The 24,180-nt window shown below is 71.5% G+C and carries 21 protein-coding genes; 13 read left to right on the top strand and 8 right to left on the bottom strand.

Annotated features, from left to right (window positions below; all coding sequences use genetic code 11):
• Positions 1-89 precede the first annotated feature (89 nt).
• Positions 90-2,240: a PP2C family protein-serine/threonine phosphatase gene (locus ACZ4EG_RS10040; RefSeq protein ID WP_467790264.1), complete on the top strand. Its 2,151-nt coding sequence runs from the start codon at positions 90-92 to the stop codon at positions 2,238-2,240.
• A 157-nt stretch (positions 2,241-2,397) separates the two neighbouring features.
• Here ACZ4EG_RS10040 and ACZ4EG_RS10045 read toward each other — a convergent pair whose 3' ends face one another.
• The gene (locus ACZ4EG_RS10045) at positions 2,398-3,810 is read right to left on the bottom strand and encodes a S1 family peptidase (protein ID WP_467790265.1); all 1,413 of its coding nucleotides are present in this window, start codon (positions 3,808-3,810) and stop codon (positions 2,398-2,400) included.
• A gap of 200 nt (positions 3,811-4,010) precedes the next feature.
• Between ACZ4EG_RS10045 and ACZ4EG_RS10050 the strand changes: the two genes are divergently transcribed.
• The 5 genes from ACZ4EG_RS10050 to ACZ4EG_RS10070 all read left to right on the top strand — a co-directional run bounded on the left by ACZ4EG_RS10050 (position 4,011) and on the right by ACZ4EG_RS10070 (position 11,098).
• On the top strand, positions 4,011-4,424 hold the full coding sequence (locus ACZ4EG_RS10050; protein ID WP_453546059.1) for a PaaI family thioesterase: 414 nt from the start codon (positions 4,011-4,013) through the stop codon (positions 4,422-4,424).
• 507 nt (positions 4,425-4,931) lie between these two features.
• A complete protein-coding gene (locus tag ACZ4EG_RS10055) occupies positions 4,932-5,147 on the top strand; it encodes a type A2 lantipeptide (protein WP_453546057.1) in 216 nt (71 codons plus the stop codon).
• A gap of 107 nt (positions 5,148-5,254) precedes the next feature.
• Entirely contained in the window at positions 5,255-6,061 is an 807-nt protein-coding gene (locus ACZ4EG_RS10060; RefSeq protein WP_390705871.1) for an HlyD family efflux transporter periplasmic adaptor subunit, read from the top strand.
• A complete protein-coding gene (locus ACZ4EG_RS10065; RefSeq protein WP_467790266.1) occupies positions 6,058-8,280 on the top strand; it encodes an NHLP family bacteriocin export ABC transporter peptidase/permease/ATPase subunit in 2,223 nt (740 codons plus the stop codon). The genes ACZ4EG_RS10060 and ACZ4EG_RS10065 overlap by 4 nt, the downstream gene beginning before the upstream one ends.
• A 1-nt stretch (position 8,281) precedes the next feature.
• On the top strand, positions 8,282-11,098 hold the full coding sequence (locus ACZ4EG_RS10070) for an NHLP bacteriocin export ABC transporter permease/ATPase subunit (RefSeq protein ID WP_467790267.1): 2,817 nt from the start codon (positions 8,282-8,284) through the stop codon (positions 11,096-11,098).
• A 4-nt stretch (positions 11,099-11,102) separates the two neighbouring features.
• On the opposite strand, the gene ACZ4EG_RS10075 is transcribed toward ACZ4EG_RS10070, so the two are convergent.
• Together ACZ4EG_RS10075 and ACZ4EG_RS10080 are read right to left on the bottom strand one after the other, a co-directional pair.
• Positions 11,103-11,630: an SRPBCC family protein gene (locus ACZ4EG_RS10075; protein WP_467790268.1), complete on the bottom strand. Its 528-nt coding sequence runs from the start codon at positions 11,628-11,630 to the stop codon at positions 11,103-11,105.
• A gap of 6 nt (positions 11,631-11,636) precedes the next feature.
• A complete protein-coding gene (locus ACZ4EG_RS10080) occupies positions 11,637-11,981 on the bottom strand; it encodes an ArsR/SmtB family transcription factor (protein WP_467790269.1) in 345 nt (114 codons plus the stop codon).
• Positions 11,982-12,160: 179 nt separating this feature from the next.
• Here ACZ4EG_RS10080 and ACZ4EG_RS10085 point away from each other — a divergent pair, with 179 nt between their 5' ends.
• Positions 12,161-13,669 carry an MFS transporter gene (locus tag ACZ4EG_RS10085; RefSeq protein WP_467790270.1) on the top strand — a complete coding sequence of 503 codons (1,509 nt, stop codon included), beginning with the start codon at positions 12,161-12,163 and terminating at the stop codon, positions 13,667-13,669.
• Positions 13,670-13,908: 239 nt separating this feature from the next.
• Positions 13,909-14,316 carry an STAS domain-containing protein gene (locus tag ACZ4EG_RS10090; RefSeq protein WP_467790271.1) on the top strand — a complete coding sequence of 136 codons (408 nt, stop codon included), beginning with the start codon at positions 13,909-13,911 and terminating at the stop codon, positions 14,314-14,316.
• Between the two features lie 134 nt (positions 14,317-14,450).
• Here ACZ4EG_RS10090 and ACZ4EG_RS10095 read toward each other — a convergent pair whose 3' ends face one another.
• A complete protein-coding gene (locus tag ACZ4EG_RS10095) occupies positions 14,451-14,885 on the bottom strand; it encodes a protease inhibitor (protein ID WP_363298077.1) in 435 nt (144 codons plus the stop codon).
• A 324-nt stretch (positions 14,886-15,209) separates the two neighbouring features.
• On the opposite strand from ACZ4EG_RS10095, the gene ACZ4EG_RS10100 reads away from it, so the two are divergent.
• Positions 15,210-15,797: a hypothetical protein gene (locus ACZ4EG_RS10100; RefSeq protein ID WP_467790272.1), complete on the top strand. Its 588-nt coding sequence runs from the start codon at positions 15,210-15,212 to the stop codon at positions 15,795-15,797.
• Between the two features lie 85 nt (positions 15,798-15,882).
• On the top strand, positions 15,883-17,052 hold the full coding sequence (locus ACZ4EG_RS10105) for a lactate 2-monooxygenase (RefSeq protein ID WP_467790422.1): 1,170 nt from the start codon (positions 15,883-15,885) through the stop codon (positions 17,050-17,052).
• A gap of 49 nt (positions 17,053-17,101) precedes the next feature.
• On the opposite strand, the gene ACZ4EG_RS10110 is transcribed toward ACZ4EG_RS10105, so the two are convergent.
• The 3 genes from ACZ4EG_RS10110 to ACZ4EG_RS10120 all read right to left on the bottom strand — a co-directional run bounded on the left by ACZ4EG_RS10110 (position 17,102) and on the right by ACZ4EG_RS10120 (position 19,841).
• Positions 17,102-18,748 (bottom strand): RICIN domain-containing protein, encoded by a 1,647-nt coding sequence (locus tag ACZ4EG_RS10110; RefSeq protein WP_467790273.1) that lies wholly within the window; start codon positions 18,746-18,748, stop codon positions 17,102-17,104.
• A gap of 472 nt (positions 18,749-19,220) precedes the next feature.
• On the bottom strand, positions 19,221-19,598 hold the full coding sequence (locus ACZ4EG_RS10115; protein WP_390705861.1) for a toxin Doc: 378 nt from the start codon (positions 19,596-19,598) through the stop codon (positions 19,221-19,223).
• A 3-nt stretch (positions 19,599-19,601) separates the two neighbouring features.
• The gene (locus ACZ4EG_RS10120; protein WP_390705860.1) at positions 19,602-19,841 is read right to left on the bottom strand and encodes a hypothetical protein; all 240 of its coding nucleotides are present in this window, start codon (positions 19,839-19,841) and stop codon (positions 19,602-19,604) included.
• A gap of 183 nt (positions 19,842-20,024) precedes the next feature.
• On the opposite strand from ACZ4EG_RS10120, the gene ACZ4EG_RS10125 reads away from it, so the two are divergent.
• On the top strand, positions 20,025-20,528 hold the full coding sequence (locus tag ACZ4EG_RS10125; RefSeq protein WP_453546036.1) for a methylated-DNA--[protein]-cysteine S-methyltransferase: 504 nt from the start codon (positions 20,025-20,027) through the stop codon (positions 20,526-20,528).
• Between the two features lie 14 nt (positions 20,529-20,542).
• A complete protein-coding gene (locus ACZ4EG_RS10130; protein ID WP_467790274.1) occupies positions 20,543-21,265 on the top strand; it encodes a 2OG-Fe(II) oxygenase in 723 nt (240 codons plus the stop codon).
• A gap of 14 nt (positions 21,266-21,279) precedes the next feature.
• Here the strand turns inward: ACZ4EG_RS10130 and ACZ4EG_RS10135 are convergent, their stop codons facing one another.
• On the bottom strand, positions 21,280-23,523 hold the full coding sequence (locus tag ACZ4EG_RS10135; RefSeq protein WP_467790275.1) for a glycoside hydrolase family 9 protein: 2,244 nt from the start codon (positions 23,521-23,523) through the stop codon (positions 21,280-21,282).
• Between the two features lie 217 nt (positions 23,524-23,740).
• Between ACZ4EG_RS10135 and ACZ4EG_RS10140 the strand changes: the two genes are divergently transcribed.
• Positions 23,741-24,121, top strand: a complete 381-nt coding sequence (locus ACZ4EG_RS10140) for a DUF2267 domain-containing protein (protein ID WP_467790276.1) — start codon at positions 23,741-23,743, stop codon at positions 24,119-24,121.
• Positions 24,122-24,180: the final 59 nt, after the last annotated feature.

A 24,180-nucleotide genomic window follows, 5' to 3' on the forward strand; every position in this document is an offset into this window, starting at 1 on the left:
GGGGTCCGGCGCGCCCGCTCGCCGTGCGCCGCACGCCGCCAGGAGAGAGCCTTGACCCCTGGGGGTGCGACGCGCGGCCGTACGAGGAGGTGGTCGGCGTGTCCGACGGGCAGAGGCCCGCGCAGGCGCCGGGGGCCACCGGGTCGCGGGTCGGCCGACCACTGCTCTCCCTGTCGCTGGCCACGATGATGGACGAGGTCCACGCGCACTCCGGTGCGGTGTACCTGCTGGCGAACGACGAGCCGGTACTGGAGATGGCGGTGGTGGCGGGGCTGCCCCGGGCGTTCGCGGCACCGTGGGAGCGGGTGGGGCTGAGCGCGCCGATCCCGGTCGCGGAGGCGGTCCGCGGCCGGCGGCTGGTCTGGGTGGGCGGCGAGGACGACATGGCCCGGCGCTATCCCCGTATCGCGGTGGTGCTGCCCTATCCCTTCGCGCTGGCCGCCCTGCCCGTGGCCACCGCGGACAAGGCGTACGGCGCGGTCTTCGTGACCTGGCCGGGTTCGCATCCGCCGGAGCTGTCCGACCGGGCGCGCGAGCATCTGACCGCGGCCTGCGACCGGCTCGCCGTGCGCCTGGAGCGGGCCGCGCAGGACAAACGGCCGATCCCGCGCGAGCCCGATCTGCTGGCGTCGACCGTGACGGGGGTCGCCGGCACCCTGGGCACGGTCGAGGCCGCGCGGATGGTGGCGCGGCTGCCGTACGGGCTGGTGTCGCTCGATCTGCACGGCCGGGTCGGGTTCGCCAACGCGGCGGCCGCCGAGCTGCTCGACACACCCGCCGGTGAGCTCCTCGGCACCCATCTGTGGGCCTCGGTGCCCTGGCTGAACGACCCGATGTACGAGGACCGGTACCGGGGCGCCCTGATCAGCCAGCACGTGACGTCGTTCGTGGCGCTGCGCCCGCCGGGCGACTGGCTGTCGTTCCGGCTCTACCCGAGCACGACCGGGCTGAGCGTGCGCATCAGCAGGGCCCGCGCGGTGGCGGAGATGGGGCGGGCCGCTCCGCAGACCGGTGCGGGACCGTCCCGTCTGGTCACCATCTCCCAGGTGCTGAGCCTGGCCGGCGCGCTGACCGAGGCGGTGGGCGTGCAGGACGTGGTGCAGCTGGTCGCGGACGAGATCGTCCCGTCCGTCGGGAGCCAGGCCGTGGTGCTGCTCGGGTCGCAGGGCGGGCGGCTGCACGTGCTGGGGCACCGCGGGTATGCGAATCCGCACCATGTCGAGCGGTTCGACGGCATTGCGCTGTCCGAGCGGATGCCCGGCACCCACGTCCTCACCACGGGGGTGCCGGCGTTCTTCGACTCCCGGCAGCAGCTGGACCGCCTGTATCCGGGGCTGACCGGGATGCCGGGCGGCTTCGCGGCCTGGGCCTATCTGCCGCTGATCGCGTCCGGGCGGCCGGTGGGCACCTGTGTGCTCGCCTATACGGAGCCGCATGTCTTCCCCGCGGACGAACGGGCCGTTCTGACGAGCCTGGGCGGGCTGATCGCGCAGGCCCTGGCGCGGGCGCTGCTGTACGACGCCAAGAACCAGTTGGCGCACGGTCTGCAGGAGGCCCTGCTGCCGCGCTCCTTGATGCCACCGCCCGGCATCGAGGCGGCCGCGCGCTATCTGCCGGCCACTCAGGGCATGGAGATCGGCGGCGACTTCTACGACATGGTGCCGACCCGGCCGCTCGCGGCGGCGGTCATCGGGGACGTCCAGGGACACAACGTGACCGCGGCCGGACTGATGGGGCAGATCCGCACCGGGGTACGCGCGTTCACCACCGGCGGTCAGGCGCCGGAGGAGGTGATGGGCAGTACCAACCGGCTGCTCGTCGACCTCGGCGCCGATCTGTTCGCGAGCTGTCTGTATCTGCAGCTCGATCCGGAGAACGAGCGCGCCGTGATGGCCCGGGCGGGGCATCCGCCACCGCTGCTGAGACGGCCGGACGGGCGGGTGCGCGTCCTGGACCTGGCCGGCGGTCCGCTGCTGGGCATCGACGCGGAGGCGACGTACCCGACGACCGAGGTCGACCTCGCCACGGGCTCGGTCCTCGTCCTGTACACCGACGGCCTCATCGAGTCACCCGGCGTGGACATCGAGGACGCCCTGGCCGACATGGGTGAACTGCTGAACGCGATCGGGGACCGGCCTCTGGAGCAGCTGGCCGACGAACTCGTCGCGCACAGCGTGGCGGCACGGGACCGGGTCGACGACGTGGCGGTGCTGCTGTTGCGGGCGCTGGGGCGCGCCTGAGCCGCGGCGGACCCGCCGCGAACGACGACGCGGTCCGGCCCTCCCGCCGGAGGGCCGGACCGTCCACCGTCGGCCGGAACCGCTGGTGGGGCCGATCAGCGGGTCTGGGTTCAACCGGACTGCGTGTTCAGCCGGTCCGGTGTCGACCAGCCCTGGTTCAGTGGCTCTGCGTGAGAGACGAGCCGTCGCCCGCGCCGGTGCCCGACTGATCACCCGTACCGTTCGCAGCGCCGGTGCCGGACTGGTCGCCCGTACCCGCCGGGTCGGTCGCTGTCGCGGACGGGTCGGCCGTGGCGGACGGGTCGGCCGTGGCGCCGGACTGGTCGCCGCCGCCCACCGCGTCGCCGCCCGCGCCGGCACCGGACTGGTCCCCGGCACCCGCACCGGCACCCGCACCGGACTGGTCACCCGCACCCGCACCGGCACCTGCACCGGCGTCGCCGAGCGTCGCGCCGGTCGCCTGCAGGGCGGCGGTCACCGGCTGGAAGAAGGTCTCGCCGCCGCTGGTGCAGTCGCCGCTGCCGCCGGAGGTCAGGCCGACCGCGCCGCCGTCCTGGGTGAACAGGGAGCCACCGCTGTCGCCGGCCTCGGCGCAGACGTTGGTCTGGATGAGTCCGGTGACCGTGTCGACGCCGTTGGGGTCGGTCTCGCTCTGGAAGTTGACGGTGGCGTCGAGGCCGGTCACCTGGCCGTTGTGCAGACCGGTGGTGGAGCCCATCCGGAACACCGTCGCACCGACGGTGGCATCCACGGCCTGGGTGATCTGGACGGTCTGCCCGTTGCCGACGTTGACCTCGCTCGGCGCCTGGGTGGTGGCGTCGTTGTACTTGACGAGCGAGAAGTCACCCTGGCCGGGGAAGGTGGCCTGGTCCACGGTCGCGATCGGCTGCCCGTTCTGGGAGTCGGACCAGTCCTTGGCCGCGACACCGCAGTGACCGGCCGTCAGGAAGGCGGGGCTGCCGTCGGAGGCCTTGACGTTGAAGCCGAGGGAGCAGCGGACGTTGCCGCCCTGCACCTGGGAGAAGATGGCGTCGCCGCCCGACACGAAGGTCTTGAAGGTGCCGGCGGACTTCTTGATGGTCGCCATGCCCGAGCCGAGGCCCTGAACCGTCGACTCCAGTCTGTTCCACTTTGCGCCCGTGACGGTGCTGTCGGCGGTGACCAGGACCTTGTTGGTCCTGGGGTCGACGGCCCAGGAGGTGCCCGGGATGGTCGCCTTGGTCTTCAGGGTCTGCGCGGCGGCCTTGAGTTCGGAGGTGCTGTTCTCCACCTGGCGGACGACAGCGCCCGCCTTCTTCGCCTGGACGATGAGATTGTTGTCGCCGCCGACCAGGTTGACGACGAGCTGCTGCTTGCCGGAGTCGTAGTAGGAACCGGCGAAGGCGTCGCCGAGCGCCTTCTGGAGCTGCGCGGACAGGTCCGAGGCGTCCGTGGCCTTCATGGTCCTTGGGGCGCCGGCGGCATCCGCCGAGGCGCCGTCCTGGGACGCGTTCGCGTTCGGCAGCAGAAGGGCCGCCGCTCCGAGCGCCGCGACACCGCCCACCGCTATCGCGGCCTTGCGCTTCGGCATTCGCTTGTGACTCAAACTTCTCGACCTCCAAGGGACGGGGCCTCTGCCGGTGTCCGGCAGTTGATCGGGGGGCGCCTGGATGGCTGTAGGTACGGACGGGTCGAGCGGTGTGTTCAATTCCGTTTGCCAACTTGCTTTGCGCGAGGGCGAATCGGCCACGCTGCGCGTGTCGCGGGGCACGGTCGGGAACAATCCCCCATATGACGATGACCACCACCGAAGCCGACAAGATCCTCTCCGCCAACTTCGCCCCCTGGGTCCTTGAACTCGGGCTGTCGGTGGAGGCATTGGACGAGAGGCGTGCGGTGCTGCGTCTGTCCTGGTCGGACCGGCTTTCCCGGGAGGGCGGAGGACTGTCGGGACAGGCTCTGATGGCCGCCGCCGACACCGCGACGGTGATCGCCGTGTCGGCCGCGCGCGGTGGCTTCGTCCCGATGACGACGGTGCAGCAGTCGACGTCGTTCCAGCGTGCGGTGGCCGGTTCGGATGTCCTGATCGAAGCGGTGCTGAGCAAGCTGGGCCGACGGATGGCGTTCGCGGACATCACGATGACCGACGAGGGCTCCGGGCAGATCGCCGCGCGGGCGAGCACGGTCTACGCCCTACTGGACTGACATGGTCCACGCGTTGTTGGACTGACACGGTCTACACGCTGCTGCTGGACCGACACGTTCGGCGACCGGCCGGACACGGTCCGTTCCGCACTCGGGCCGGAATCCCTGCTTCAGGGAATCTGCACATTGAATACTCAACCAAGTCACCGAGTCCGGCGGTTCTGCACAACCGCGCGCCCCTCCTCGCGCCTTTGGCGCGGAGTGCCGGATTCTCCGCCCCGGGGGCAAGCGTTCGTCTGCGCCGATGCCGTGCGCCATGTGAAGGAGTCGCCGACAAGCCGTGCGCGCGCCCTCACCGATGGGCTCCGGTGAAGGTCAAGTTCCCAGGTGAGACGCCTGGTTGATTGGCTGCGCGCGCCGCGTGCGTGCTTTGATCCATCGCGTCGCGGGAGCCGCGAAGGGCTTCCGGAAACGGGTGCCCGGCGCCCGCGGCCGCGGCCGTCCATCTGTTCTCGGAGGGGGCCGCTCTCCCCCTTGTGAAATATTCGTATGAAGGGAAGTTCCATCATGAACTCCACCCCCCAGGTCGAGACCGTCGAGATCTCGGACGCCGAGCTGGACAACGTCTCCGGCGGCCTTTCCGTGAACGCCCTCAACACCGTCACCGGTGCCGTGAACGGCCTTGCCCCGGTTTCCGGCCTGGTGGACACGGCCGTCGGCACCGTCGAGGGTGTCACCGGTCTGAACACCGCCCCGGTCGCCGGCCTGGTCGCCGGTCTCTGATCGCACCTCGCTGCCGTTGAGTCCCGGAGCCGTATCCCGGCTCCGGGACTCTCGGATGCCCAGAACCATGTCGTGGCGCAGCCTCTCCCACAGGTGAGGGAAGTTCCGTGCAGTTCCGCCAACAGGCCCTCGCCAAACTCCAGTCGCCGGAGGAGCTCGACCTTCCGGTGCGCCTCGCCCGCCCGCAGGGCTGGCTGGCGCTCTCCGTCGCCGTCGTGGTGATGGCGGCCGCCTCCGTCTGGGCGGTGACCGGCTCGGTCGCCTCCACGGTGAGCGCGCAGGCCATCCTCACGCACGGGCAGGGCAGTTACATCCTGCAGAGCCCCGTCGCCGGCCAGGTCACCGCCGTCCTCGCCAGGCAGGGTGAGCGGCTGCCCGCCGGCTCGCCCGTCCTGAAGGTCCGTACGAGCCAGGGCGACTCGGTCGTCCGCACGGTCGCCGCGGGCCGCGTCACCGCACTCGCCGCCACCATCGGGCAGATCATCAGGACCGGCGCGAACGTGGCCGCGGTGGAGAAGGTCGCCCGTTCCTCGGACCCGTTGTACGCCACGGTGTACGTGCCCGCCGAGAACGCGGCCTCCGTGCCCGCCGACGCCGCGGTCGACCTCACCGTGTCCTCGGTGTCCGCGCAGCGGTACGGCGTACTGCGCGGCCATGTGAAGTCGGTGGACAGGACCGCCCAGTCCGCCCAGTCGATCGCCGCGTTCCTCGGGGACAGCCAGCTGGGCGAGCAGTTCACCGGGAAGGGCCGCCCGGTGGCCGTCCTGGTGAGGCTGGACCGGTCGTCCTCGACGAAGAGCGGCTACCGGTGGTCGTCCGCGGGCGGACCGCCGTACCGGCTCGACTCCATGACCCTGGCCACGGCCTCGATCCGGCTGGCCGACCAGCGACCCGTCGATTGGCTGCTCCCGTGACCACCGCCCAGGAAACCCGTGGCCGCCGGCGCGCCGCCCCGGCCAGGCGCCCGGTCCCCAAGGGCCGTGGAAAGGCCGTCCGTACGCCCACCGTGCTCCAGATGGAGGCGGTGGAGTGCGGTGCCGCCTCCCTCGCCATGGTGCTCGGGCACCACGGCCGCCATGTCCCGCTGGAGGAGCTGCGCATCGCCTGCGGTGTCTCCCGTGACGGCTCGCGCGCCAGCAATCTGCTGAAGGCGGCGCGCAGTTACGGCCTGACCGCCAAGGGCATGCAGATGGACCTGGCCGCCCTCGCGGAGGTGACGGCACCGGCCGTCCTCTTCTGGGAGTTCAACCACTACGTCGTCTACGACGGCATGGGGCGCCGCTTCGGACGGCGCGGCGTCCACATCAACGACCCCGCCAAGGGCCGCCGTTTCGTGCCCATCGAGGAGTTCGACGGGAGTTTCACCGGGGTCGTCCTGGTCATGGAGCCGGGAGAAGGCTTCGAAAAGGGCGGGCGCAAGCCGGGCGTCCTCGGCGCGATGCCGGCCCGGCTGCGCGGTACCGCGGGCACCATGCCCGCCGCGGTGCTGGCGAGTCTGCTGCTCGTTGCGGTCGGCGCGGCGGTGCCCGCGCTCAGCCGCACCTATATCGACATGTTCCTCATCGGCGGCCAGACCTCGCTGCTGGGCGTGCTGTTCGCGTCGATGGGCACCTGTGTGCTGCTCACGCTGGTGCTGACCTGGCTCCAGCAGGCCAACCTGCTGCACGGCCGCATCATCTCCTCCACCCTCTCCAGCGCCCGTTTCCTGCGTCATCTGCTGCGGCTGCCGGTGACGTTCTTCGCCCAGCGCAGCCCCGCCGACCTGGTGCAGCGGCTCCAGTCCAACGACCAGGTGGCCGAGACCCTGGCCCGTGACCTCGCGGCGGCGGGTGTGGACGCGATCGTGGTCGTGCTCTACGCGGTGCTGCTCTACACCTACGACCCTCAGCTCACCCTCGTCGGCATCGGCGTGGCGCTGCTCAACGTCGTGGCGATGCGCCTCGTCGTACGGCTGCGCGCGACCCGTACGGCGAAGCTGCGCGCGGACACCGCACGGCTCACCAACACGGCCTACACCGGGCTCCAGTTGATCGAGACGATGAAGGCGACCGGCGGCGAGGACGGCTATTTCCGCAAGTGGGCGGGGCAGCACGCCACCACCCTGGAGGAGCAGCAGCGGCTCGGGGTGCCCAGCGCCTGGCTCGGCGTGGTCGCGCCCACGCTGGCCACCCTGAACAGCGCGCTGATCCTCTGGATCGGCGGTATGCGGGCGGTGGAGGGCCATATCTCGGTCGGTCTGCTGGTCGCCTTCCAGGCGCTGGTCACCCGCTTCACCGCGCCGCTCACCCGGCTGAACGGCGTCGCGGGCCGCATCCAGGACTTCGCGGCCGACGTGGCCCGGCTGAAGGACGTGGAGAACTTCCAGGCGGACCCGCTCTACGCCCGCCCCGGCGGCGGCGACTCCACACGCCGGCTGCACGGCCACGTCGAGCTGGAGAACATCACCTTCGGCTACAGCCCCCTCGACAAGCCCCTGCTCACCGGCTTCGACCTGACCGTCGGACCCGGGCAGCAGGTGGCGCTGGTCGGTGGCTCGGGCAGCGGCAAGTCGACCGTCTCCCGGTTGATCTCGGGCCTGTACGCGCCCTGGGAGGGGGTGATCCGTATCGACGGGCAGCGCCTGGAGGACATTCCGCGGGGCGCGCTCGCGTCCTCCGTGTCCTTCGTCGACCAGGACGTCTTCCTCTTCGAGGGCTCGGTCCGCGACAACGTGGCGCTCTGGGACCCGTCGATCCCGGACGACGCGGTGGCGGAGGCGCTGCGGGACGCGGCCCTGTACGACGTCGTCGTGCGGCGGCCCGGCGGCATCCACAGCAAGGTCGAGCAGGACGGCCGGAACTTCTCCGGCGGTCAGCGGCAACGTCTGGAGATCGCCCGGGCGTTGGTCCGCCGGCCCAGCATCCTGGTGCTGGACGAGGTGACCAGCGCGCTGGACGCGGAGACCGAACTGGTCGTCATGGACAATCTGCGGCGGCGCGGCTGCGCCTGTGTGGTGATCGCCCACCGGCTGAGCACCGTGCGCGACAGCGACGAGATCGTCGTGCTCCAGCACGGCACGATCGTGGAACGCGGCCGGCACAACGAGCTGGTGGCGCGCGGCGGAGCGTATGCCGCGCTGGTCAGGGAGCGGTGAGATGACCTCCGTGCACGAAGGCGACCTCGTCCTGGGCGCGCTCGGCTCGCTGGGCACGCCCCTCGACTGCAGCGGCCTCAACCGCCTCGACCTGGCGGGGCCGCAGGTGCTGTGGCTGGTCGCGGCGGGCGCGCTGGACCTGTTCGCGGTGGACGCCGGCCAGCAGGGCCACTGGCACCACCTGGGCCGTCTGGAGGCGGGCTCGCTGCTGCTCGGCCCGGTCGCCGGTCCGCAGCACACCCTGGTCGCACGCCCGTTGCGCGACTGCGTGGTGCACCGCATCGGGCTGCGCGAGCTGTACCAGCCCGCGCACACCCAGACCTGGTCGTACGACGAGTACGGCAACCCCCAGTACGTGCCCCCGACGTCGAGTCCGCTGGAGTACGCCCTCGCGCTGGGCGTCGGCCGCAGCCTGTCCATCCTCTTCCAGGCACCGATGGCGACCGAGCGCGCGGCCGACATGACGGACGACGACGTGTTCTGGATGCAGGTGCCGCCGGGCAGCGTCCAGTACGGATCGCTGTACGGCGCGGAGGCCGCCGCCGACCTGCTGATGGACCCGGCCGTGTGGCAGAGCATGGTCGACCAGCAGTACCGGCTGCTCACCACCCTGGACCGGTGGATCGAGCAGCTGGAGCACACCCACGAGACGCGCACGGCGGCCGGGATCAAGGCCGGTGAGGCGGTCCGCGCCCAGGCCGACCGCACGCTGCTCGCGTCGATCGGCAAGGCGCCGGCGAGGCGCACCACGGCCGCCGACGCCGACGCGACGTACGCCGCCTGCAAGCTGGTCGCCCAGGCCGCCGGGATCACGCTCGCCGAACCCGCGCCGAGCGGCACCGAGAGCGACCGGCTGGACCCGGTCGAGCGGGTGGCGCTCGCGTCCCGGGTGCGCACCAGGGCCGTACGCCTGGACGGCCGCTGGTGGCGGGACGACGTCGGCCCGCTGGTCGGGCACCGGGCCCTGTCGGGTGCGCCGGTCGCGCTGCTGTGGCGGCGGGGCGGCTATGTGGCCGTCCATCCGGCGACCGGCCGCGAGACTCCCGTCGAGAAGGCCAACGCGGAGGAGTTCGAACCGCGCGCGGTGATGTTCTACCGCCCGCTGCCCGAGCGGAGGCTCGGTCCGCTCGGGCTGCTGCGGTTCAGCATGCGGGGCACCCGCGGTGACGTGCTGCATCTGCTGCTCGCCGGTCTGGTGACGGTGGCGATCGGCGCGCTGGTGCCGATCGCCACCGGCAAGGTGCTCGGCGAGTATGTGCCGAGGGCTCAGCAGGGGCTGATCGTGCAGGTCTGTCTGGCCGTGATGGTCAGCGGCGTGGTGGCGGCCGCGTTCATGCTCCTGGAGAACCTGACCATCCTGCGCCTGGAGGGCCGTATCGAGGCGACGCTCCAACCAGCGGTCTGGGACCGGCTGTTGCGCCTGCCGACGAAGTTCTTCACCCAGCGGTCCACGGGCGAGCTGGCCAGCGCGGCCATGGGGATCAGCGCGATACGGCGGCTGCTGGCGGGAGTCGGCCCGGTGGTCGCCCAGTCGGTGACCGTCGGCGCGATGAACCTGGCCCTGCTGTTCTGGTACAGCGTGCCCATGGCGCTCGCCGCGATCGGCATGCTGACGGTCATCGCCGCCGTGTTCCTGGGGCTCGGGCTGTGGCAGGTGCGCCGGCAGCGACAGCTCGTGGTGCTCGGCAACAAGCTGAACAACCAGGCCTTCCAGACGCTGCGCGGGCTGCCGAAGCTGCGGGTGGCCGCGGCCGAGAACTACGCGTACGCCGCCTGGGCGGGCGAGTTCGCGCGCAGCCGCGAGCTCCAGCAGAAGGTGGGCCGCATCAAGAACCTCACGACGGTGCTGGGCGCGGTGTACCTGCCGGTCTGCACCCTGCTGATGTTCATGCTGCTGGCGGGCCCGGCGAAAGGGGCGATGTCGGCGGCGGCCTTCCTCACCTTCAACACCTCGGTGACGATGCTGCTGACCTCGGTCACCCAGCTCACCGGCGCGTTCGTCTCGACCGTGGCCGCGCTGCCGCTGTTCGAGGAGATCCGGCCGGTGCTGGAGGCGACGCCCGAGGTGCGTACGGCGAGCACCCGGCCGGGCCCGCTGTCCGGGGCGATCGAGGCCCGTCGGCTGTCGTTCCGGTACGCGGACGACGGTCCGCTCGTCCTGGACGACGTGACCTTCGAGGTGCGGCCGGGCGAGTTCGTGGCGATCGTCGGGCCCAGCGGCTGCGGCAAGTCCACCCTGCTGAGGCTGCTCATCGGCTTCGACCGGCCGGTCTCGGGCAGCGTCCTGTACGACGGGCAGGACCTGGCGGCGCTGGACCAGTCGGCCGTGCGCCGCCAGTGCGGGGTGGTGCTCCAGCACGCGCAGCCGTTCACCGGCTCGATCCTGGACGTCATCTGCGGCACCGAGCCTTGCACGCCTGAGGAGGCGATGGCGGCGGCCGAGATGGCCGGGCTGGCGGAGGACATCAAGCGGATGCCGATGGGACTGCATACGATCGTCTCGGGCAGCGGGGCCGTCTCGGGCGGCCAGCGCCAGCGTCTGATGATCGCCCAGGCCCTCATCCGCCGCCCGCGCATCCTCTTCTTCGACGAGGCGACCAGCGCCCTGGACAACGACACCCAGCGCACCGTCATCGAGAGCACACGCAAGCTCAACGCCACCCGGATCGTCATCGCCCACCGGCTGTCGACAGTGCTGGACGCCGACCGGGTCGTCGTGATGGAGGACGGCAAGGTCGCTCAGCAGGGCACGCCCGCCGAACTCCTCGCGGACACCGGCGGCCGGCTCCACGAACTGGTGCGACGGCAGCTGGCCTGACGCGTCAGCCGAGGCCGGGCACCGGTGCGCCGGAGGGCACCCCGGCCTCGATGTAGCCCGCGTAGAACTGCTTCCAGGGCACACTCGCCCCGGCGTGCGGTCCCTCGGACAGCTCGCCGCGCGCCTTCGCGTCCAGGGCGGCCAGGCAGACCTCCCAGCCCGCGCCGTTGCGGGCGGCGGTGTTCTCGGCGCCGAGCACATTGGTGAGGGTGAAGCGGGTGCGCCCGCCCTCGGCCTCCTCCAGGTCGAAGCGGAGTTCGTCGCCGCCCCACTCGAAGGACAGGTGCCGCGGCGGGTTCACGGCGAGCACGCGGCCGGTCAACTCGGGCATGTTCGGGTCGCCGCTGAACCGGATGGTGCCGCCGGGGCGCAGCTCCATGTCGGCGCGGAAGGGGAACCACTGGGCGAGTTCGCCGGGGTCGGTGACGAAGTGCCAGACACGGTCGAGCGGGTGGTCGTACACGCGGGTGAAGCGGACGGCCGGGCGGCCGTCGTCCAGGGTCACAAAGGTGCCGGTGGGTTCGGCGGACATGGCGGATCAGTCCTTCGGGGCGGGGGGTTGGCTGCTGTCGTCCGACGTCTCGTCGAGCCGCCGGCCCAGGGCGTCCAGGCTGCTGTTCCAGAGCCTGCGGTAGGGGGCCAGCCACGCGTCGAGTGCCGCGATCGGTGCCGGGTCGAGGGCGTAGACGCGGCGCTGGGCGTCCTGTCGTACGCGCACCAGACCGGCCTCACGCAGCACCTTCAGGTGCTTGGAGGTGCTCGGCTGGCTCAGACCGCATGCCTCCACGATCTCCCCGACGGGCCGGGGCCGCTCCAGGAGGAGCGCGACGATGGCCCGCCGGTGGGGGTCGGCGAGGGCGGTCCAGAGCGCGGAGTCGGACATGAGGTCAATATGCCTCGCAAGTTATATGCCAGTCAAGGCATACAAGGCCCGACCGGGCACGCAAGACCCGCCCCCGAACGAAACGTTGCCGTTTCGCTCAACGTGCTCTAGCCTCTTCGTGTACGAAACCGTTTCGTTTAGGTTTTGGCACGCCCGGACGACTTCCCTGGAGTTTCCCGATGCCCGAGAAGACCCTGACCGACAGCACCCACGCGCATGCCGAAGCCATGGACGCGCCGCCCGCCGCCTCCCCGAAGCGATGGTGGATCCTCGCGATCATCTCCGTCGCGCAGCTGATGGTGGTGCTCGACGCCACGATCGTGAACATCGCCCTGCCCTCCGCCCAGGCCGACCTCGGCTTCTCGGACGGCAACCGGCAGTGGATCGTCACCGCCTACGCCCTGGCCTTCGCCTCCCTGCTGCTGCTCGGCGGGCGGATAGCCGACCTCTTCGGCCGCAAGCTGGCCTTCCTCGTCGGCGTCGTCGGCTTCGCCGTGGCCTCCGCGCTCGGCGGTGCCGCGACCGGCTTCGGCATGCTGGTCACCGCGCGTGCCCTGCAGGGTGCCTTCGGCGCGCTCCTCGCGCCCGCCGCGCTGTCGCTGCTCAACACGACCTTCACCGACGCCCGGGAACGGGCGCGGGCGTTCAGCGTGTACGGCGCCATCGCCGGCGCCGGTGGTGCGGTCGGCCTGCTGCTCGGCGGCGTCCTGACGGACGCGTTCGACTGGCGCTGGACGCTCTATGTGAACGTGGCCATCGCCTTCGTCGCCTTCGCGGGCGGCTGGATCCTGCTGAGCAACCACCGTGACGCCGCCGGCGCGAAGCTGGACGTGCCGGGCACGATCCTCGTCGCCACCGGTCTGTTCGCCCTGGTCTACGGCTTCTCCAACGCCGAGACCCATGACTGGGGCTCGCCGCTGACCTGGGGCTTCCTGATCGCGGGCGGTCTGCTCCTGGCGGCCTTCGCCTGGTGGCAGACCCTGGCCGAGCACCCGCTGCTGCCGCTGCGGATCCTGCTCGACCGCGACCGTGCCGCCTCGTTCCTCGCGGTGCTGATCACCGGCGCGGGCATGTTCGGCGTGTTCCTCTTCCTCACCTACTACCTGCAGCTCAACCTCGGCTTCAGCCCGACAAAGACCGGCGTGGCGTTCCTGCCGATGGTCGGCGCGCTGATGGTGGCCGCACAGCTCGGCACCACCGTGCTGCTGCCCCGGATCGGCCCGAAGGCGGTCATCCCGCTGGGCTTCGCCGTGGCCACGCCCGGCATGGCCTGGCTGACCGGCATCGGCGTCGGCTCCTCCTACATGAGCGCGGTGCTGCCGCCGCTGGTCGTCATCGGTGTGGGCCTGGGGCTGGTCATGCCGACCGCCATGCAGCTGGCCACCGGCGGGGTTGCCGCGGAGGACGCGGGTGTCGCCTCGGCAACCGTCAACGCGATGCAGCAGGTGGGCGGTTCGATCGGTACGGCCCTGCTGAACACGCTCGCCGCGAGTGCCGCGACGGACTACCTGGCCGGCCGTGACGCGACCAGCAAGCTGGTCCAGGCGCAGGCGACCATCGAGAGCTACACCACCGCCTTCTGGTGGTCGGCCGGCTTCTTCGCCGCGGGCACGCTGATCGCGTTCCTGCTCTACCGCCGCGGAGTGCCACGGCAGGACGCCACTGCCGCACCGGTCGTCCACATGTGACCAGCGCACATATGTGACCGCCACATAGGCTCCGCAGGGCCGCCGACCGGAGCCGCACAGCCGAGGGGCCGCCGTCCGCAGGGAGACGGCGACCCCTCTTCGTATGAGCGAAGTCAAGGACAGCGACGGGAAGTTCACTCTTTCGAGTGCAGCTGATCTTGCGGGCCGTGTCGCAGGGATGGCCATGTCCCCGTCGGGGTAGCTACCCGGACCCATGCCCGGGGCGAGGTGAGACAGTCATGACACCGGATGCCGACGACCGAGGCACGCGCCGCCTTGCCGGTGCCGAGTCCCCCCTTGCGCGGCCCCCCGCGCCCAACCCCTGTGCCCGCACCCGGACTCTCGGCCCGGTCGTCGTGATCGAGGCGTACGGAGAGATCGACATCGCGACGGCGGATCTCCTCGGCGAACATCTGGACGCCGCGACCGCCGGGCCCGAGCCGGACGTGCTGGTCGATCTGCGGTCCGTGGACTTCTTCGACTGCTCCGGGCTGCGTGTGCTGTGCCGGGCCGAGACGAGGGCCCGGGAGCGCGGCGGCCGGCTGCGCCTGGTGGGCGTCGGGACCGGTCTGGAGCGGCTGTTGCGCGGGGCGAGGCTGCTGGAACGGTTTCGGCCGCTCCCCCGGATTCCCGGGGAGCGGCCGTGATGCCGGGGGTCGGCGGGCGGCCCCACTCCGCCCGTCCGACCCCCGGTGCGAGATCGCCGGTCCCCGCGACAGGGGCTCGCACTCCCCATTTGCGGGCCTGTTCCGGCATGTCCGGGAACCGGGCGATCCCGGTCCTAGAACGCGAAGACGCTGGAGCCGTTGGCGTTCTTCACGCATTCGTTGCCGAAGGTGCGCTCATAGGTGACGCGCTTGCCCTGCCAGACGCCCTGGGCGGTGACCAGCACCGGGTTGTACTCCCTCGTACACGGCACGTCGTCTCTGCCCGCCAGGGCATCGAAATCGCCGCCGACGCCCCGTAGTTCGGCGCAGGCCAGGGCCGCGGCCGGATGAGTCCCGGAGGCCTTGGGGGCGCAGGTCAAAGTGACGGCACGCTCCGGCGTCACGGTGGCCACGTCGTCACCGTGGCCGATGGTGAGCACCAGGGCCGAGGGGGCGTAGAGCGAAGCCGGGGCGCTGCCCGGGGAAGCGACGGAGGCCCCGGTCAGGGGTCCGCAGACGGCGGCGGCCGAGAGGCCGAGGGTCGCTGCCCAGCGCGCGGTGTTCCGCATTGTGTGCATCCTTCCGCTTGAATCGACAGGGTGCCGCCCTCGGCCCGGTGGGCGCCGGAGCGGCGGGCCACACTCTGCCGAGTCCGTCGCCGAAACACACATCGCACCCATGGATTTCAGTAACATTGCGTATTGAATCAGTGGCGTGAAGTTACGGAATTCGAACGTTACAACCCCGAAACTTGGCGCCCCTTGATCGCACGAAGCGGCCAAGTGGCTGGTTTTCACCGCCTCGTTAATAGTCCTGAAACATTCCGCTTCAGCTCTCGGCTGACTCCCCCGCGACCTCTTGTGTTCATCTCCGGCCGGAGTAATCGTGATTACATGATTACCGCAGAGCAGCGAGAGAAGATTCGCGGCTGGTTCGCCGGCCGTCTGCCCGACGATCTCTTCGAGGAACTGGTCGAGGTGACCGCCGACCGCGAGGAGATCACCGTGATCGGCCGTATCCCCGGCCCCCGGCTCACCGACGACGTCTCGGACGCCGAGCGGGACGCGGCCGTCCAGGGCCGGATCGAGGAGTTCCGGGAGCGGACCCGGGAGGACCGGATCCTGGTGGCCCGCGAGGCCGAGCACCGTTTCCGCAGGAAGGTCTCCTGGGGCGTGGAGTGCGAGGGCCGACGCGGCCTGTTCACGCATGTGGCCGCGCCCGTGATGACCCGGCTGCGGCAGCCCGAGCGCCAGGTCCTCGACACACTGATCGCCGGAGGTGTCGCCCGCAGCCGCAGCGACGCCCTCGCCTGGTGCGTGCGTCTGGTGCAGCGTCACACCGACGACTGGCTCGGCGAACTGAGCGCGTCCCTGGAGCACGTCCAGCGGGTGCGGGCCCAGGGACCGGACGTCGAGGGGGTGACCGATCCATCCGGCGAGGACGGCGAAGACACAGGCACGCAGAACGGCCGGGCCGACTGACGGAATCCCCGCTGGACGGACCCGCTGCTACCCACGAGTATCGTCAGCGCGACGCATGCTCGACGAGGAGAGGCGGGACGTACAGATGGCGAAGCACTGGGCCGACTTCCAGTACGAGATCTATCTGAACGGGATGTCGGGGACCGTGCCCCGGCTCCCCACCGATCCGACCCGGCTGGAGGAGCTGGCCGAGCACCGGCTCGGGCCCGGCCCGGTCGGCTATGTGGCGGGCAGTGCGGGCAACGGCAGCACGGCGCGCGCCAACCGGGCCGCCCTGGACCGGCGGCGGATCCTGCCGCGCATGCTGCGGGACGTGCACGAGCGGGACCTCTCCGTCGAGGTCCTGGGCCGCGCGCTGCCCGCGCCGCTGGCGCTCGCGCCCGTCGGTGTGCTGTCGATCATGCATCCGGAGGCGGAGACCGCCGCTGCGCGGGCGGCCGCCGCACAGGGCGTGCCGTACATCCTGTCGTCCGCCTCCAGCACGCCGATGGAGCAGGTGGCCGAGGCGATGGGGGACGCCGAGCGGTGGTTCCAGCTGTACTGGGGCAAGGACCGCGAGGTGACCCGGAGTTTCCTCGGCCGGGCGAGGTCCGCCGGATTCACGGTGCTGGTCGTCACGCTGGACACGCCGATCCTGGCCTGGCGGCCGCGCGACCTCGACCAGGCCTATCTGCCGTTCCTGCACGGGGTGGGGACCGCCAACTACTTCTCCGACCCGGCCTTCCGGGCGGGGCTGGCCAAGCCGGTGCACGAGGATCCCAACGCGGCCGTGCTGCACTTCCTCGGTCTGTTCGGCGACGCGAGCCACACCTGGCCCGATCTGGCGTTCCTGCGTGAGCACTGGGACGGGCCGATCGTCCTCAAGGGCGTCCTGCACCCGGACGACGCCCGGCTGGCCGCCGACGCCGGGGTGGACGGGGTGGTGGTGTCCAACCACGGGGGCCGGCAGGTGGCCGGTTCGGTGGCCGCGGCCGATGCGCTGCCACGGGTCGTGGAGGCGGTCGGCGACCGGCTGACCGTGCTGTTCGACAGCGGGGTCCGCACCGGCGACGACGTCTTCAAGGCCCTCGCCCTCGGTGCCCGGGCGGTCCTGCTGGGGCGGCCGTACGTCTACGGGCTGGGCCTCGACGGCCAGGCGGGCGTCGAGCACGTGATCCGTTGTCTGCTCGCGGAGTTCGACCTCACCCTCGCCCTGTCCGGCCACGCCGGCCCCGCGACGATCGGCACCGCCGACCTCGTCGAGGACCCCGTGTGACCGGCTGGGCGGGCCCCGGCGCCTTCGCCCCGGGGCCCGCCCGGCCGTGCTAACCGTTCGAGACCTGGTCCGACAGCTGCGCCGGCTGTGCCGACGGCCCGCCGGTTCCGGCGATCGACAGCGAACCGGGGCTTGCCGACGGCGGGTCGGTCAGCCAGCGCTGGCCGTTGGAGCCGTCGCGGACCTTGACGACGATGTCGGCCCCCGGTTTCTCACCGGCGGATGCCAGGGCGAGGGTCTCGTCCCAGCGGGGCAGCAACTCGCCCTGGACGGTGAGGTCGTAGCGCACGTCGTCGCCCCGCTCGGAGTTCTTGTCCGCGCAGGTGCCGAGGATGACCACGCCCGCGTCCGCGTGCGAGTCCAGGCACAGATCGGGGTCGGCCACACTGCGCAGCTGCCCGTCCGTCTCGTACGTCCACTGCTGGGTCCACGCCGGGGAACACGCCGCCAGTACCGCGCCCGCCCCCTCCTTCGGCCTGCCGTCGATGTCGAGGCACAGGCCTGCCGCGGCGTTGCGCAGCCGCGTCTGCCGGGTCGCGGTGGGCAGACCCGTGGCGGAACCGGCGGGCGGGGACTGGGTGTCGGCGCCGGGCACCGTGCCACGGGCGCCCGAGACACCGGTGGAGGCGACCGGGTCGGTGCCGTCCCCGCCGTCCGGCCAGACGCTGACGGCGAGGACGGTCGCGAGCAGTCCGGCCCCGGCGATGCCGACGCCGGTGAGCAGGGTCCGGGACGACCAGGTCTCCCCCGGAGCACGGCGGGCGGGCATGGGGATCCGCGCCAGCAGCCGGTTCCGTGTCCCCCCGTGCCGGGGTCCGCCACCGCGGCGGGGCTCGCTGCGCGTACGGGTCCCCGTCGCGTGCGCACGGCCCGGGCGCGAGTCGAGGTAGCGGCGGGCTCCCCAACCGAGTATCGCCTCGGCGAGGAGCGGTCCCATTCCGGCCTCGACATGGCCGAGTTGCTCGGCCGCGTGGCGGCAGTAGGGGCACTGCGCCAGATGCTGCTGGACGTCCGGCAGCAGCGCGCCGCCGCGCCGGATCGGCACGTCGAGAAGGCGGTTGTAGAAACGGCATTCCTTGCTCGGCGCGAGTTCCCGGTGGGCGCGTACACAGCCCTCACGGAATTTCTCGCGCGCCTGTGCGAGTGCGGCGGTCGCGGTGTCGGCGTCCATGCCCAGCAGACCGGCGGGGACATTTATCGACTCCGCCTCGACCTCGGTGTGCCACAGCAGACACTGGGCGAGCGCCGGAAGGCTCAGAAATGACCGCTCGGCGAGTTTGCGGTTTTCGGGCGGCATGGACTTCACGGCGCGCATACCGCGGCCCCCGGCGGGTTTCGCCAGGTCCGGCAGAACCTCGGATATTCGGTCCTCCGCGGACCAGTTGGCGACCGTGTCCCGAACGGCGACCAGCAGCCGGGGCCGGATCGCCTCGGCGGACTCGCCGAGCACCAGCCGGTCGAGGATGTGGTGGAAGGCGGTGGCGGTGACCATGTGGGCGAGCGGACCCGAGGTGGCGAGGCAGATCGCCGCGTACTCGTGGGCCGGCTGCCAGTGCCGCGCCATCAGCAGAGCGACGGACCGGGAGGCCACGGCGTCCGAGCCGGCTCGCAGCGGGGCGGCGAGAGCCTCGTCGGATTCCTCCGTCACCCCGCCTGGCGGCGGATAGGGAGGACGTGGGGGGTGGGGGGTGGGCACGGAGCGGGTTCCTTTGTTGCGTATGGTGCGTACCTATTAGGTGCGCGTGCGGAGAGCGGGAATTCGGCGGTCGCTCGTCGGAGCGGGTTCCTCGGCCGTGGAATGAGCCCCGGCACTTTACCCCCCGCACGGGAGTTTCACCCTTGCACACCTTCCTCACGGCCAACAAGGCGCCCGCCCCACATCGACAGGTTTGAAAGAAAGTCAGAAAGCGGGTGTGCGTACGTCATTCGCACCCGCTTTCGACATTCCATGCGCCCCGTGTGAAGCACACGCACGTGGCGGGCCCTCGCGCACGCTCCCGGCGCGCGCGGCAGGGTAGTGCACTGGGACTCGGCCCTTCTCGGAGGCCCCGCGCAGGACGGCGGCTCTCCCGCGCGAAACCGGCCGCCGGCCCCGTTCCTCCCGCCCTCGGTCGGCGGCCCCGGGGCGGGGCGGCTTCCCCCTCACGCGCCCCGGCCCCGGCCGGAGCTCAGATCTGCCAGGAGCGAAGCCGGTCGGCCGCGCCGTATACATCCGTCTTGCCGGAGATCAGATCCCGGGCGAGGTCCACGAGGGCACCGTAGGGCGGGTCGATGCCGACGCCGCTGACGAACATGTAGGCGACGGCGGTCGCGCAGGCGAAACGGGCGTTGGCCGCCGGGAGCGGCTTGAGCAGGGCGAGGGTGTGCAGCAGCGCGGCGGCCCGCCAGGCCGCGTCGGAGTTCACGCCGAGGCGGGGCGGGTCGACCCGGTGCCGGGCGACGGCGGCGACCAGCGCGGAGAAGTCATTGACGGCGGGCTGGTCCGGCAGCACTTCCTCGTGGCGCTGGAGCAGCCAGGGCACGTCTATGTGGATGACAGGCGGCATCGGTCAGGCGACCTCGCCCTTCGTGGGCGGTTCGTCGTCGGGGAACGCGGCCGCGAACTCGGCGGCGTGCGCGGCGAAGAAGCGGCGGAAGGCGTCGGCCCCCTCCTGCAGGGCACGATGCCGGGCGATGTCGGCCGCGGCCGCCTCGCGTACGAGAGCCTTCATCGACGTACCGCGCTCCTTGGCGATCTGGCGCAGGTCCTCTAGCTCACGCTCGCTGAACTCCACGTTGAGGGCTGGCATGACCATACGGTACCGCTCGGGTACTCGACCGTAAATACCCCCAGGTCACAAGGCATGTCCAGCGGTACCTGTGAGGAGCGAGCGCCAGGTCCGATTCCCGCCGGTGACATGGCGCGCGGCACAGCAGACTCGTTACCGGACCACGCGAGAGCGAGGAAGTGAGAGAAAGAGAGGAAGAAGCCGATGACCGTGTACACCGTCCACGACAGCCCGCTGGGCGAACTGCTCCTGACCGGCGAGGAGTCGGCGGGCGTCCTCACGCTGACCTCCCTGTCCATGCCGGGGCAGCCGGGCGCCCCCACCCTCGGGCCCGGCGCGCGTCGCGACGACGGCGCCTTCGCCGAGGCGACCCGCCGGCTCGACGCGTACTTCGCGGGCCGGCTCACCCGGTTCGAGCTGCCGCTCGCCGCCGGGGGAAGCGAGTTCCGGCGGCGCGTGTGGCAGGCGCTGGACGACATCCCGTACGGCACCACGACGACGTACGGCGCACTTGCCGAGCGCCTGGGTGTGCCGCGTGCCGAGATCCGGGCGCTCGGCGCGGCGGTGGGCGCCAATCCGCTGCTGTTGCTCCGCCCCTGCCATCGGGTGATCGGCGCGGACGGTTCGATGCGCGGATACGCGGGCGGCGTCGAGCGCAAGGTATGGCTGCTCACGCACGAGGGTGCGCTCCAGCCGACGCTCATCTGACGGAAGGAGCCACCATGACGCTCACCCCTGCCCGGGCTCGCCACCGCACGGCCGCCACCGACTGGGCCGCGCTCGCCGAGGAACTGGACGCGCACGGCAGCGCGCCGACCCAGCAGTTGCTGACGCCCGCCGAGTGCCGGGACCTGGCCGCCCTGTACGAGAAGCCGGAGCTGTTCCGGACGACGGTCGATCTGGCCCGGCACCGGTTCGGCTCCGGTGAGTACCGCTACTTCACGCACGACCTGCCCGCCCCGGTGGCCGCCCTGCGCGCCGCGCTCTACCCGCTCCTGCTGCCGATCGCCCGCGACTGGGCGGCCCGCCTGGGCCGCCCCGCCCCCTGGCCCGACTCACTGGAGGAATGGCTGGCCCGCTGCCACGCGGCCGGTCAGGACCGCTCGGCACAGATTCTGCTGAGTTACGGACCGGGCGACTGGAACGCCCTGCACCGCGACGTGTTCGGGGAGTTGGTCTTCCCGCTCCAGGTGGTCGTCGCCCTCGACGAGTACGGCACCGACTACACCGGCGGCGAGTTCCTGATGACCGAGCAGCGGCCGCGGGCCCAGTCGAGGGGCACCGCGACCGTGCTCCGCCAGGGCCACGGCCTGGTGTTCACCACCCGGGACCGCCCGGTGCGCACGAAGCGCGGCTGGTCGGCCGGGGCGGTGCGGCACGGAGTGAGCACCGTGCGCTCCGGCCGACGGCGGACCCTGGGGCTGGTGTTCCACGACGCGTCGTGACCGGGCGGCGGGCCCTACCCCTGATCCGCCACGAACGACGCCATCCACGCCAGGGCCGCGTTCCAGTTGACCGCCGTCTCGTTCGTCGACCACGACTGGATGTCGTCGATGTAGCAGAACTGACCTGTGCAGCCGCGGAGTTTGCTCTGTGCGTAGGGATCCTGGATGCTTGAGTTGGCGCCTCCGGCGAGGGCGCCCTTCGGGGGTGCGGGGAGTCTCGGGTCGAGTTCGTGGGCGTACCAGCGGCTGTGCTGGTTGTGGGAATGGACCTCGCCGTAGCCGGTGACGTACGAGATGTTCAGGGCGTTGCGGCCGAGGAGGTAGTCCATGCTCTGGACGGCTCCGTCGCGGTACTTGGCGGCACCGGTGAGGTCGTAGGCGGCGGCGATGACGTGCGCGTTGTTGAGGATCTGGGCGTTGGAGCCCCAGTCATAGAGGTTGCCCGGCGGCGCGTACGGCATGCCGTAGGGCTGTGCCGTCAGCGTCGCGAGGTAGCCGTCCGCGGCCTTCGTCACCGACCGGCGCACCTCGTCGCGGCCGGGCAGGGTGTTCGGCACCGTCGCCAGGTCCAGTCGGCCCGCCGCGGCCGTGCGGCCCCAGTCGAAGCCGAGGGCGCCGAAGATGTCGGCCTTGTGCAGCGGGGAGTTGAGGACCTGATCGGCGAACTGCTTCTCCCCCGTGGTGAGGTAGAGCTCGGCGGCCGCCCAGTAGAACTCGTCGGTGGCGTTGTCGTCGGGGTACGCGCCGCCGCCGGTGCCGTCGTTGGGGTCGGGGTGGAGCGCGGGATGGGCGAGCGCGGCGGTCCATGCCCGGCGGGCCGCCGTGAGGGCCTTCGCCGCGAACGCCGGGTCGTAGGGCCGGTAGAGACGGGCGGCCTGCGCGGCCGTGGCGGCGAGGTTGAGCGTGGCCTCGGTGGTCGGGGCGTGCAGTTCCCGCTTCTGCGGGTCGTCGCTGGGGAGCAGGGGGAGGCCGGTCCACTGCGCGTCGTGGATCTTGCTGTGCGCCATGCCGGCCGACGGGCGGCCGTCCGGCACCTGCATCCTGAGCAGGAACTCCAGCTCCCAGCGGGCCTCGTCCAGGACGTCGGGCACCTTGTTGCCGCTCTCGGGGAGAGCCAGTGTGCCGTCGGCGAGCCGTGCGGGGTGTCCGGTGCGGGCCGACCGGGAGCGTTCGTAGGTGCTCAGCAGCTCCCAGGTGGAGATGCCGCCGTTGACGACGTACTTGCCGTGGTCGCCCGCGTCGTACCAACCGCCGGTGACGTCGAGGGAGTAGTCGCACTCGCCGGGCCGGCAGGGCACGTTCGCGTCGCCTTGGTTGGGTGCCACGCCGACGTGCCCGGCGGGCCGGCCGTAGCCCGGCCGGAGCGCGTCCCGGATCTCGATGCCGCTGCGCTGTGTGTAGTAGTACTTCAGCGAGTCGAGGCGCAGTTGTTCGTAGGCGTCGGTGCCGATGTCGAAGGGGCGGCTGGTCTCCCCGTCGGCGACCAGCGTGAAGCCTTGGCCGCGCCCGCCGTAGCGGCCGAAGTCGATCGACTGGACGTTCTGCCCGGAGGACACGTCGGTGCCGCGCGGCACGGTCCAGCCCTGGGCGACCGTCGTGCCGGCGGCGTTCCTGAGCTGCCAGGGCAGTTGCGTCGTGGCGCCGGTGACCAGCGTGGCGTTCTTCGGTCCGGCGGGCAGGTAGGCGACCTGGTTCACCCTGACCCGCGGCCCGGTGTCGGGCTCGTAGACCTCCGGCGGCACCCCGCCGAGCAGTGACACGTCGTCGAGGCACAACCGCCAGGCGTCCGCGGCGCCGCCGGCCTGGAACGCGACCTGCGCCTGTGTGGTGTCGACGGGCGAGGTGAAGGTGTAGGAGTAGCCGTCGCCCGAGGCGCTCAGCTGTGGGCTGACCTCGTACCAGGTGTCGTACGGCGACACCTGGAGCCCCACGATCGCCCGCACCACATGCCCTTCGGGCGAACCCGAGGCCTTGAAGGCGAACTTGTACGACTCGCCCTTGACCAGGGTGATGTCGTTCTGGCCGACGGCGGCGTCCCAGCGGTTGGCGGTGCCGCCCGGCACATCGGCGCACAGCTGTCCACCGGAGAGGCCCGCGGTGACTTTGCTCGTCGTCCACCACGGTTCGGTGGTGGTGTCGAAGGTGCCGTTCCTGACCTGCTCGACCTCGTCGGCGCCGGCCTGTGTGGCGGGCAGCGCGGTGAACGCGGCCGCGAGGAGGGCCGTCACGGCGAACAGGGCGGTGCTGCGTCGTTTCACGTCCCGCTCCTCCAGAGATGATGGGAGCGCTCCCAAGTGTGTACGCCGGTCATGTTGTTCGAGTCATGACAGGACGTCAACGGTCGGGACACAACCGATTCCCCTCGCACGCGCTCCGCCGCCACGCCCGCGCGAGGACCGCACCCGCATGCAAGGCTGGTCGAGAGAAAGGGAGGATTCATAACAGGCCAGACAAATAGGCAAAAGAGGCAGAGACATGGACGAGAAGCAATTCATACAGGCGGTGTCGGAGCGCACGGGCCTGACACGCCAGGAAGCCGCGGACCTCACCCGGGCCACGCTCGAAACGCTCGCCCATCGGCTGAGCTCCGGCGAGGCCCTGGAGCTGATCATGGAACTGCCGGAGGGCCTGGCCCGGTCCGTGCGCCGGGGACTCGGCGGCCGGACCGAGAGCTTCGGCTACCAGGACGCCGTACGACGGGTGGCCGAGCGCAACATGCTCACCGAGGAGGAGACCGACCGGGGCATGCGCGCGGTCCTTGCGGAACTCCACGAGGCGATCAGCGAGCGGGAGTTCGTGCAGCTCATGTCACAGCTCGGAACCGAGTTCTCGCAGGCGGTCGCATCGGCCGAGTGACGGGCTGCCTCGCCTCGCCACCGAGGTGAGGCAGCGAGGTGAGGCGGCGAGGCGACGCG

The sequence above is a fragment of the Streptomyces sp. NPDC025638 genome, assembly GCF_055558775.1.